The 11,673-nt window shown below is 70.4% G+C and carries 9 protein-coding genes; all 9 read left to right on the top strand.

Translation table 11 applies throughout. The annotated features are described in order from the left end of the window. Positions 1–769: 769 nt before the first annotated feature. Genes Ari01nite_RS14745 through Ari01nite_RS14705 form a run of 9 tightly spaced genes read left to right on the top strand, consistent with a single transcriptional unit; the run spans position 770 to position 11,623 of the window. The gene (locus Ari01nite_RS14745) at positions 770–2,911 is read left to right on the top strand and encodes an Agd3-related carbohydrate-binding protein (protein ID WP_203781796.1); all 2,142 of its coding nucleotides are present in this window, start codon (positions 770–772) and stop codon (positions 2,909–2,911) included. 33 nt (positions 2,912–2,944) lie between these two features. Then, complete coding sequence (gene pelF, locus Ari01nite_RS14740; RefSeq protein WP_203781795.1) at positions 2,945–4,468, top strand: GT4 family glycosyltransferase PelF; 1,524 nt, start codon at positions 2,945–2,947, stop codon at positions 4,466–4,468. Beyond that, positions 4,465–6,066, top strand: coding sequence for a hypothetical protein (locus tag Ari01nite_RS14735; RefSeq protein WP_203781794.1), 1,602 nt, complete (start codon positions 4,465–4,467; stop codon positions 6,064–6,066). The genes pelF and Ari01nite_RS14735 overlap by 4 nt, the downstream gene beginning before the upstream one ends. Positions 6,067–6,096: 30 nt before the next feature. Continuing rightward, positions 6,097–6,825 (top strand): sugar phosphate nucleotidyltransferase, encoded by a 729-nt coding sequence (locus tag Ari01nite_RS14730; RefSeq protein ID WP_203781793.1) that lies wholly within the window; start codon positions 6,097–6,099, stop codon positions 6,823–6,825. Next, the gene (locus Ari01nite_RS14725; protein WP_203781792.1) at positions 6,822–7,691 is read left to right on the top strand and encodes an NAD-dependent epimerase/dehydratase family protein; all 870 of its coding nucleotides are present in this window, start codon (positions 6,822–6,824) and stop codon (positions 7,689–7,691) included. The genes Ari01nite_RS14730 and Ari01nite_RS14725 overlap by 4 nt, the downstream gene beginning before the upstream one ends. Further along, complete coding sequence (locus Ari01nite_RS14720) at positions 7,688–8,605, top strand: glycoside hydrolase family 191 protein (protein WP_239162758.1); 918 nt, start codon at positions 7,688–7,690, stop codon at positions 8,603–8,605. Before Ari01nite_RS14725 ends, Ari01nite_RS14720 begins: the two co-directional genes overlap by 4 nt. Positions 8,606–8,643: 38 nt before the next feature. Further along, entirely contained in the window at positions 8,644–9,960 is a 1,317-nt protein-coding gene (locus Ari01nite_RS14715) for a nucleotide sugar dehydrogenase (RefSeq protein ID WP_239162757.1), read from the top strand. Further along, positions 9,957–10,925, top strand: coding sequence for an NAD-dependent epimerase/dehydratase family protein (locus tag Ari01nite_RS14710; protein ID WP_203781791.1), 969 nt, complete (start codon positions 9,957–9,959; stop codon positions 10,923–10,925). Before Ari01nite_RS14715 ends, Ari01nite_RS14710 begins: the two co-directional genes overlap by 4 nt. Then, complete coding sequence (locus Ari01nite_RS14705) at positions 10,922–11,623, top strand: putative glycoside hydrolase (protein ID WP_239162756.1); 702 nt, start codon at positions 10,922–10,924, stop codon at positions 11,621–11,623. Before Ari01nite_RS14710 ends, Ari01nite_RS14705 begins: the two co-directional genes overlap by 4 nt. Positions 11,624–11,673: the final 50 nt, after the last annotated feature.

Raw genomic sequence — 11,673 nt, 5'->3', positions numbered from 1 at the left:
AAAGAGGGCCGGGCTACCGGCGAAGGCACCCCGCCCGACCGCCCCGCCCCGTGACCCCGATGCCCCGCCGCACGCACCGGCGGATCGGCGCAGCGGAGCCCGGCCTTGAATCGATAAATGTCTACCCTGCCGGGTGCCCAGGGCATTGGATTTGGCAAATACCGGTGAGTAGCTTGCAAAGGTCTGAGAAATAGCGTGTTAGACGTCTCTCTAAATGGCGTCGGTGCCGGACGCGACCGTTTCCGGGAGGTAACGCTGCGTCAGTTCGCCATTCCGGTGTGGGGAACGGCAGATGAGTGCCAACTTACGGCTCTCGGAACGGTGGGTGTATCGAGCGATCACGCACCGTCCATCCCCGACGGTCTACAAGGGACCGTTTTGGCGCAGTCCTGAGAATGTTACGGAACCTAGCTCTCCCGCCAAATCGCCCAATGTGGACTATAAGATGTCTATTCGATCTTGGTCGGCGGGCCGCCCGGCGCGCGAGAAATATTAACGGCTCATTAATCAGACAATAGGAAACGTGCAAGTCAGGGGGGTCTTCACGGCGGCGAAACATTGCGGTACCCCCCAGGGATGGAGAACCGTCATCAAGGCACTATCACTGTCGTCAATGCTGGTCAACCACATCAACAGTCATCCTGGGGACACCCGAACGCCCGGGCTCGCATCCTTAAGTTTTGCTTAGACTCGCCGTCGGCCCGCTTCCTTAATGGTCGTTCCTCAACCTCGCAGTAATCCGACGCCTTATGACCCTGGAGGTCGCCTGATGGCCCGTCTCGCCCCCCGTCGAGCGGTGCGCAGCCTGGTCGCCGTATTAGCCGCGGGTGCGCTCGTGGCAACGCTGCCGGGCTCGGCCAGCGCCCAGCCCGAACGTCCCCGTAAGCCCGGCGTCGCACCCCAGGTGCCCGGCTACGGCCAGGTGGCGCCGCCGCGGGTGACCGCGGCCAAGCCGCTGCCCAAGCGCGCCGGCAAGGTCCCCGTGGCCAAGCCCGCCGCCGGCAAGTCGAAGTCCGCGGCCCTGCTCGCCGCCGAGGCCGGTCTGAACGACAAGGTGGCGCTGCGCGCGCTGGTCATCGGCACCAACGCCGACGACTTCGGCGTGCCCACCTGGAAGACCACCCTCGACCGGCTCGGCGCGTCCTACGACGTGCTCTACAGCGCCGAGACCCCGATCACCACCAGCACGGTCGTGCGCCCCGACGGCGTCGGCAAGTACAACGCGATCCTGCTGACCAACAGCATGCAGGTGTACGAGTCGGGCGGCAGCTGGCTCAACGGGATCGACCCCACCGAGTGGAACATCCTGTGGGCGTACGAGCGGAACTTCGGTGTTCGCCAGGCTTCGCTCTACACCAGCTACGGGACCTGGCCCGAGGACTACTGCCTGAACTCGGCCGGTGAGACCTCGGTCGGCGACACCCCGCTGAACGTGTCGCTCACCCCGGCCGGCGCGCAGGTGTTCGACTACCTCAAGGCCGACGTCAGCCTGCCGCTCGTGCAGACCTACGTGTACAAGACGGCGATCAAGCCGGGCTGTGCCGCCGAGGCCACCATCACCGACGGCACCAACGTGCTGGGGGTGCGCACCACCTCGACGGACGGCCGCGAGCGGCTGGCGCTGACCTTCACCAGCAACCAGTACCTGCTGCAGTCCGACGTCCTGGTCTACGGCCTGGTCCGGTGGGCCACCAAGGGGCTGCACCTGGGCGAGCAGCGGCACTACCTGAACGTCGACGTGGACGACTGGTTCAACAGCTCGGACCACTACAAGTCGGACGGGACCATCGAGTACGACCCCGGCTTCCGGGTGTCCGCGCACGACATGGTCAACCTGAACGCCCAGCAGACCGCGCTGCGCACGGCGTACCCGCAGATCGGGAACTTCACGTTCAACCTGGCCTACAACGGCGCCGACATCGACCCGTTCGCCGGTAACCAGTGCAGCCCGAACGGCGGCATCGCGGAGCTCACCGCGACCACGAAGTGCCTGGCCGGCAGCTTCCGGTGGCTGAACCACACGTTGAACCACCCGGAGCTGAACCACACCGACTACGCCACCTCGCACGGCGAGATCCTCACCAACCGCAACGCGGGCAACGCGATCGGCCTGACCCACCCGGCCGACGTGCTCAAGACCCCGGAGTACTCCGGTCTCGGCGTCTACACCGTCGACCCGGACGACGACACCGGCGTGCCGGTCGACCACGGCCTGGCCGGGTCCAACCCGAACCTGCTGCAGGCCGCCAAGGACCTGGGCGTCAAGTACCTGCACGGCAACTACTCGTTCAACAGCCACAAGCCGGCGCACTTCAACGCGAGCATCGTGCACCCGCTGGAGCCGGCCGTCGAGGTGGTGCCGGACTGGCCGACGAACATCGCCTACTTCGTCACCGCGCCGGACGAGGAGACGCACTTCTACAACTCCTTCTACGGCCCGAACGGCCGGTTCCCGTACTGGCCGACCGACCGCACCTACCAGCAGATCATCGACTACGAGGGCGGCATCGGCCTCCAGCACGTCGCCTCCGGCTCGATCAACTCGCACACGTTCCACATCAGCAACGTCCGGGACTACGGCAACGGGCGGACGCTGCTCACCGACTGGGTGGAGAACGTGGTGAGCCGGTACGCGGCGATCTACTCGACGCCGCTGCTCAACCTCAACTGGTCGGACCTGGGCGCCTACACCTCGGTGCGCACCCAGCACTTCGCCCAGAAGGACGCGGGCGTCGACGCGGTCTACGACCGGTCCACCGGCACCATCGAGGTCACCTCGCCGGCCGCCGGCACGGTGCAGCTCAGCGGTGCCCAGACGGCCGGTTCCACCACGTACGGCAGTGACGTCACGGCGCCGGTGGCGCTCGCGGCGAACACTGCCGTCACGGTGACCGCGGTTCCGCGGGCCTGATCCGGCGGCTCGGGGCGAAGGCAGAGGTCTCGCGTGCGTATCGCGCTGGTGTCCGAGGGGACGTACCCCTATGCCATGGGTGGCGTGAGCATCTGGTGTGAGCAGCTCATCCGCGGCATCCCGGACTACCGCTGGCAGGTCGTCGCACTCACCGTCGACGGCAGCGAGAAATCCGTCTTCGTCCCGCCGTCCAACCTGGACGGGGTCCACTCGATCCCGCTCTGGGGCGGTCGCCCGTCGGGCCGTAAGGCCCGGCTCGGTGGCGACCGCCCCGGCCAGGCGTTCGTCGAATCGTTCGAGATGTTCGTCCGGGCCCTGGTCACGCCGTTGGAGACGACGCGCTCCGACCAGGGCGCGGTGACCCGCAGCCTGTTTCTGCTGGCGCTTCGCGGGCTTTACGAGTACGCCGCCGACGGCGGTGACCTGAGTGGCGCGCTGGTCTCCAACGAGGCCGTGGCCATGATGCTGGCGGCGTGGCGCGACCTGCGCGTCGACGAGAGCGCCCCGGCGCCGACTGTGGCCGACGCGGTGCAGGCCGCCTGGCTGTTCGAGCACATGCTGCGGCCGCTGAGCGCACCGGTGGTCGACGCCGACATCGTGCACAGCTCGATGAACGGGCTGTCCACGCTGGTCGGGATGGCCGCCAAGTGGCGCAACGGCACCCCCCTGGTGATGAGCGAGCACGGCATCTACCTGCGCGAGCGCTACATCTCCTACCTGCACGAGGACGCCTCGCACGCGGTCCGGGTGCTGGCCCTCAGCTTCTTCCGCTCACTGGCCGGCGCCGCGTACCTGATCACCGACGTGCTGGCCCCGCACTCCGCCTACAACCGCCGGTGGCAGCTGCACAACGGCGCCGACGCCGACCGGATGTGGACCATGTACAACGGCGTGGAGCCGGCCGAGTTCCCGGCCGCCACGTCCGAGCCCGACGTGCCGACCATCTCGTTCATGGGCCGCGTCGACCCGCTCAAGGACCTGCACACCCTGATCCGGGCGTTCGAGCTGGTGCGCAAGGAGATCCCGGAGGCGCGGCTGCGCATCTTCGGCGGCACCCCGGCGGTCAACCGGATCTACCACGAGTCCTGCGAGCGGCTCATCACCGAGCTGGGGCTGGACGGCGCGGCCAAGCTGGAGGGCCGGATCGGCAACGCGGTGGACGCCTACCACGCCGGCAGCATCGTGGCGCTGACCAGCATCTCCGAGGGCTTCCCGTACACCGTGGTGGAGGCCATGGCCTGCGGCCGGCCCACGGTGTGCACCAACGTGGGCGGCGTCTCCGAGGCGGTCGCCGACACCGGCATCGTGGTGGCCCCGCGGGACCACGCCGCGGTCGCCGACGCCTGCGTCAAGCTGCTGCGCGACGACGAGTTGCGGCACCGGCTGGGCGTCGCGGCCCGGGCCCGGGTGCTCGAGCACTTCACGCTGAGCCAGTCGCTGCAGATGTACCGCAACGTCTACGAGGGCCTGGCCACCCCGCTCGAGGGCGCCGAGCCACCGCGGCACCTGCGCGACGCCGCGCCGGACGAGACCGTCATCCTCGGTGGTGCCCGATGACCGTCGACGACAAGGTAACCGCCGAGGAAGACGCGGTCCGGCCGTACGTACCGGTCATCCCGGGCCCGCGCCGGTACGCCGAGGACACCACACCGCCCACCGAGATCATCATCGACGTCGAGCCGACCCAGGTGATCGTCGAAGATCCGCCCACCGAGATCATCGTCGAGCCGCCGACGCACACCGTCGTGCTGCCCCGGGTCTCCACCGACCCGCTGGACGAACTGGTCGACCGGATGCGGCCCACCCTGGTCCGCGCGGTCGACGCCCTCCAGGTGGCCGCGGCGCTGGAGGCGGACGGCTTCACCGACCGCATCGCCCGGGTCGAGTACGGCTTCTCCGACGTCTTCGCGCTGGCCCTTGAGGTGTTCCGCCGGCTGGGCCCGCCGGCCGTCGCGGTGGGCGAGCCGAACGCGGCCGCCCGCAACTGGCGCAGCAGCGTGCGGGTGCTGGCCCACGGTCCGCTGTACGCCCTGCCCAGCGCCGTCTTCCCGGCCGTGCTCGGGTTACTGGGCCAGCGCTCGGTGGTGCTGGCGCTCACCGTGGCCAGCGCGCTCGGCTGGATGTACGCCGGCACCGTGGCCTACGGCGCCTACCGGCTGCTCGGCGCCGAGCGCCCGCGGGCCGCCAGCCGGCTGCTGCGGATCACCACCCTGGCCGCACCGGCCGCCGGCGCGCTGGCCGGTCTCGCCGTGATCGCCGTCGCCGGCGGCGGCTGGGGCCTCATCCTGCTGGCCGCCGGGCAACTGGCCTACCAGCTGGCCGGCACCGTGCTGGTGTTCTACCGCCGGGAGGGCTGGCAGCTGGCCTCCATGCTGCCCGCCGTGGTGGCCGGCGGCGCCTACCTCGCGGCCGGCCCCGCGCTGCAACCGGCCGCGCTGGCCACCGCGGCCGTCGGCGTGCTGGCCGCGTTCGGCGCCGCGCTGTGGATCACCCGCGGTCACGGCGAGCGGACCGAACCGTCCGCGCGCCCGCTGCTCCGGGTCCAGCTCCCCGGGATCGCCGGGGTGACCTGCTACGGGTTCGTTTCCGCGGTGTTCCTGCTGCACGCCGGGGCGCCATACCTGCTGACCCGGCTGGACATCGCGATCGGGGTGGCTCCGCTGATCGCCGCCATGGGTTTCGTCGAGTGGCGGGCCGAGCGGTACCGCGCCCTGGCCGTGGCGCTCACCCAGCGCAGTTCCTCGCCGGCTGAGTTCCACCGCAAGGTGTGGCTGGTGGTCGCCCGCGAGACCGTCGCCTGCCTGGCCGTGCCGGGCGCGCTCGGCCTGATGCTGATCGGCGTGCTGGCGGCGGTCGGCAAGCTCTCCGCGCCGGGCATCGTGATGATCGCCGCGCACGTGGTCCTCGGCGGCGCCTACTACTCGGCCTTCCTGCTGGCCGGCTTCGAACGTTTCGGATGGCTCTGCGCGTCCATGGTGGCCGCGCTGATCCTGCACGCCGGGACGGCGGCGCTGCTCGGCGCCTCGCCCCTGTTCGGTCAGACCACCGCTCCACTGACCGACACAACGCTCTACCTCGGCAGCGTGGTCGCGCTGCTGGGCCTGTTCCTGCTGGGCCTGGCTCCGATCCTCGGCCAGGTCCGGCACTACCGGTAGATCAGGACTCTAGGGGGAGGCAGGTCTGCTATGCATGCGGTCATTCTCGCCGGCGGCAAGGGGGTACGGCTGCGGCCGTACACCACCACGCTGCCCAAGCCGCTCATGCCCATCGGTGACAAGCACGCGATCCTGGAGATCGTCCTCGACCAGCTCGCCGGCTGCGGTTTCACGTCGGTGACCCTGGCCATCAACCACCTCGGCCCGCTCATCCGGGCGTTCGTCGGCGACGGCGCGCGCTGGGGGCTGACGGTCGACTACATCGAGGAGGACCGGCCGCTGTCGACGGTCGGCCCGCTGTTCGGGCTCAAGGACGTGCTGCCGGACGAGTTCCTCGTGATGAACGGCGACGTGCTCACCGACCTGGACTACGCCGACCTGTTGCACCAGCACACGCTGTCCGGATGCGGGCTGACCGTGGCGGTCGCCGAGCGCACCCACCGCATCGAGTTCGGCGTGCTGGACGTGGCGGACTCGCGGATCGTCGGCTTCCGCGAGAAACCCGACCTGCGCTACCAGGTGAGCATGGGGGTGTACGGGATGGCCCGCAAGACGCTGAAGCCGTACCCGGCCGGCATGTCCTTCGGTTTCGACCAGTTGGTGCTCGACCTGCTGGCCCGCGAGGAGCACCCGGCCACCTACCCGTTCACCGGCTTCTGGCTCGACATCGGCCGGCCCGAGGACTACGACGAGGCCAACCGCAGCTTCGAGCGGATCCGGCCGCGGCTGCTCCGCGAGCGCGAGGGGGAGCCGGTATGAGGCGGGTGCTGCTGTTCGGCTCGTCCGGGTTCATCGGCGGCCACGTCCGGCGGGCGCTGGAGGCCGACCCGCGGGTGGGTGAGTTGATCTGCCCGGGCCGCGACCGGCACGACCTGATCGGCGGCGACCTGGCCGGCCTGACCGCGGTGGTGCGCGCGGCCTCGCCGGACGCCGTGGTCAGCTGCGTGGGCGCGCTCGGCGGCTCGGACGAGCACCTGGTGCGGGCCAACACGCTGGTCGCCGCGAAGCTGCTGGGCGCGGTGGCCGAGGCCGCACCCGGTGCCCGGCTGGTCCGGCTCGGCTCGGCCGGCGAGTACGGCGTGGTACCGGCCGGGCAGGCCGTGGCCGAGGACGACCGCCTCGAGCCGGTCGGCGCGTACGGGGTCAGCCACGTGGCCGGCACCCGGCTGTTCGCGCTGGCCGGGGCGGTCTCGCTCCGGGTGTTCAACCCGATCGGCGCGGGACAGCCGGCCGAGAACGTGCTGGGCCGGGCCCTGCAGCGGATCCGGGAGGCGCAGCAGACCGGGTCGTCCGAGATCACCCTCGGGCCGCTGGGCGCGTACCGGGATTTCGTCGACGTGCGGGACGTGGCGAGCATGATCCGCGCGGTGGTGACCGCCGCCGAGGTGCCGAGCCGGATCTACAACTGCGGCAGCGGCCGGGCGGTGACCGTCCGCGACGCGGTGGGCCTGCTCGCCGCGCAGGCCGGCTGGTCCGGAGCGATCCACGAGGCCGGTACCGGTCCGCAGCGGTCGGCCGCGGTTAACTGGATCCAGGCCGACATCTCCCGCGCCGCCGCCGAGCTGGGCTGGCATCCGGCGTACGACCTGGCCGCCTCGATCAAGAGCATGTGGGCCGCCGGGTGAGCAAGAGTGCCGGGCTCGTCGTCGCCGCCGCGATGGTCGTCGCGGCGGTGGCGGTGGTGGCTCTGCAGAAAGGCGACGCCGGTAGGCCACCGCCCGCGCCCGGCAGCATCACCTCCTGGGCCTACCAGCTCCAGGACTATCCGGGCGGGCGGCTCGACCAGCTCGCCAAGGGGCCGCACCAGCTCGTGGTGATCGACCTGGCCCGGGACGCGCACAGCGACTTCTTCACGGCCGGCGAGATCGCGGCGGTGCGCAGGACCGGCAAGCGGGTGCTGTCCTACTTCGAGATCGGCAGCATCGAGGATTTCCGCCCGGAGTACCCGGTGCTGCAGAAGAACGCGGGCGACCTGATCGCCAACGAGTGGCCGGAGTGGCCGGGCGAGTTCTTCGTCCGCTACTACGACGAGCGCTGGTGGAATCTCGTCGTCCGCCCACGGGTCGACCAGGCCCTCAAGGCCGGGTTCGACGGCGTGTACCTGGACACGCCCCTGGCGTACGAGCAATTGGATCTTGCCTCCGCGCAGGGCCGGGACCGGGCGAAGCTCGCCCGGGACATGGCCGCCCTGATCGTGCGGATCAGCGATTACGCCAAGGCCCGCAAGGCCGGGTTCCTGATCGTGCCGCAGAACTCGCCGGAGCTGCGGCACCAGCCCGGATATACGAAGGCCGTCGACGGCATCGGCATGGAGGAACTCTTCTACCAGGCCACCGACCAGAAGTGCACGGCCGACTACTGCGCCGAGAACCTCGCCGAGACCCGTGCGCTGCGCAAGGCCGGCAAGTTCGTGCTCAGCGTGGACTACGCCAGCCGGCCGGGCCTGGTGTCCGCCGCCTGCGGCCGCTACCAGGCCGAGGGCTTCGCCGGCACGGTCACCGTTCTAGACCTTGATCGAACCAGCCCGCCGTGTCCGTGACACGGCCGAGCACCGAAGAAAGTGAAGGAGAGAACCACATGCCTATGACGATCGGGGTCGTCGGGCTCGGCTACGTCGGAGTCACGCTGACCGCGGCCCTGGCAGACAAGGGATTCGTGGTGCACGGCGCCGACGTGTCGCCCCAGGTGATCGACACCCTGTCGCAGGGCCGGTCACACATCTTCGAGCCGGGTGTCGACGACATCTTCCGCGACCGGGTCGGCACGACCGTGCACGTCGCCGCCGAACTGCCGAAGGACACCGTGGACGTCGCGGTCATCAGCGTCTCCACGCCGGTCGACGAGTCGACCCGCCGGCCCAACCTGGCCAACCTGGCAGCCGCCGCGCGCAACGTCGCCGCGACCTGCCGCCCGGGCACCCTGGTGGTGGTGCGCAGCACCGTGCCGGTCGGCACCAGCCGCCGGGTGGTGCTGCCCGAGCTGCGGGCCGCGTGGGGCGACGACGTCAAGCTGGTGATGGCGCCGGAGCGCACCATCCAGGGCCAGGCGCTGCGCGAGCTGGTCGAGCTTCCGCAGGTGGTGGGCGGCTTGGACGAGGCCAGCCTCCAGGCCGGCATCGCGTTCTTCAGCGGCCTCGCGCACACCGTGGTGCCGGTCTCCGACCTGGAGACGGCCGAGCTGGTGAAGCTGTCGAACAACTGCCACACCGACCTGATCTACTCGTTCGGCAACGAGATCGCGCTGATCGCCGAGCAGCACGGCCTCGACCCACTCGAGGTCATCAAGGCCGCGAACGTCGACTACCCGCGGCCCGACCTGTCCAAGCCGGGCTACGTGGGCGGCGGCTGCCTCTCCAAGGACCCGTACATCATGCTGGACAGCGCCGGCGACTATCAGCCGTTCCTGGTCGGCCGGGCCCGCGAGCTCAACGAGTTCCTGCCGGTGCACGTGGCCGAGACCGTGGTGCGCCTGCTGGGCGAGCTCCGCGGCCAGACCCGCGGGCTGCGGCTGGCCGTGCTCGGCTGGGCGTACAAGGGCTGGCCGCCCACCGACGACATGCGCGGCACGCCGATCGCCACCATGATGCCGATCTTCTCGGCCGCCGGGATCACGGTGACCGGGCACGACCCGATGGTCACCGACGACGTCATCCGGCAGTACGGCGGCGAGCCGGTCAGCCTGGACAAGGCGTTCACCGACAGCGACGCGGTCCTGGTCATCAACGACCACCCGGACTACCGGGCCATCGAGGTGGCCGACAAGCTCGGCGACGCCCGCCCCGCGCTGATCTTCGACTCGTGGCGGATTCTGGACGGCGACGCGGTCAAGGCCGCCGGCATCAGGTACGCCGGGCTCGGCTATCTGCCGCGCGAGAAGTCGGAGGTGACCGCGTGAACGCGCTGCTTCTCGGCGGGGCCGGCTTCATCGGCCTGCACCTCGCCCGCCGCCTGGTCGCCGACGGTTTCGCGGTGACCATCGTGGACGACTTCTCCCGCGGCCGGCAGGACACCGACCTGGACGCGCTGCGCGCGCACCCCAGCGTCAACGTGGTCTCGGCCGACCTGACCGACCCGCAGACGTACGCCGACCTGCCGCACGGCTGGGACCAGATCTACCTGCTGGCCGCCGTGGTCGGCGTCCGCAACGTGCAGCAGGACCCGGCCCGGGTGGTGCGGGTCAACACGCTGGTCGCGATGCACCTGCTGGACTGGGTGGCGCCGGGCGAGCGGGTGTTCTTCGCGTCCACCAGCGAGGTGTACGCCGGCGGCGTCGACGCCGGCGTGGTCGACGTGCCCACCGCCGAGGACGTCCCCACGATGATCTCGGACATCACCGCGCCCCGCTTCGCGTACGCGGTCAGCAAGCTGGTCGGCGAGGCGGCGTTCCTGCACACCTCGCGGGCCCGCGGGTTCGACGCGGTGGTGGGCCGTTTCCACAACGTGTACGGCCCGCGGATGGGCGCCGACCACGTCGTCCCGGAGATGTCGCTGCGCGCCCAGGCCGGTGAGAACCCGTTCCTGGTGCCGGGTGCCGACCAGTTCCGGGCGTTCTGCCACGTCGACGACGCGGTGGAGGCCATGGTCCGGCTGATGGCCACGCCCGAGGCGGCCGGCCAGATCGTGCACATCGGCAACGACCGCGAGGAGACCAACATCGGCGACCTGGCCGCTCTGGTCCGCCGGGTGGCCGCCGCCGGCTTCACCATCGAGGCCACCCCGGCGCCGCCCGGCTCGGTGCGCCGCCGCTGCCCGGACCTGAGCCGGCTGCGGTCGCTGACCGGCTTCGAGCCGAAGGTGACCCTCGAGGAGGGCGTACGCTCCACCTTCGAGTGGTACGCCCGGCACGGGAGGCCGTCGTGACCGAGACCGAGAAGGCGCCGATCTGCTTCTACTACGGCAACGGGCACCTGATGGAGCTCGCCGAGTATCCGCGGGTGGTGCTGCAGCCCGACTTCTACACCGAGGGCGAGCTGAAATACCTGAGCGACCAGGGCGTGCAGACCCTCGGCTACCTGACGCTGTCCGAGGACACCGGCCCGCCGGCCCCGTGGCAGCGCACCGAGAAAAACCCGGACTGGGGTGGCACGTTCGTCCACGTCGGACACCCGGGGTGGGTCGAGCACGTGGTCGGCCAGGCCAAGGCGGCGATGGCCGCCGGGTTCCACGGCCTGTTCCTGGACACGCTCAACGTCGAGCTCACCTTTCCCGAGGACGTCCCGCACCTGCTCACCCTGGTGGCCGCGATCCGGACCGAGGCGAAACCGGCGTACATGCTGGCGAACCGCGGCTTCGGCATGCTGCCCCGGCTGGCCGAACTGGTCGACGGCGTGGTGTTCGAGTCGTTCTCGGCCCGGTGGACCGATGAGGGCTACGCGCCCTGGCCGCCGGACGTGCTGGAGTTCCACGCCCAGATCGCCGAGCAGCTGCTGCGGCTCCAGCTCGACCTGATCGCGCTGGACTACGCCGACACACCGGGCCTCACCGAGTTCGCGATCCGCCGGGCGCACCAGTTCGGCATGCAGTGCGTGGTGAGCGACCGGGCGCTCTCCCGAGTCTGAATCACCTACGGCGGGTGGCCTATTACTTTCTTGCCTTGACGTAATTTGGC

The organism is Paractinoplanes rishiriensis (assembly GCF_016862375.1).
Lineage (GTDB): Bacteria > Actinomycetota > Actinomycetes > Mycobacteriales > Micromonosporaceae > Actinoplanes > Actinoplanes rishiriensis.
The sequence above is the reverse complement of the archived record's forward strand: the minus strand, read 5'-3'. Positions and strand labels throughout refer to the sequence as shown.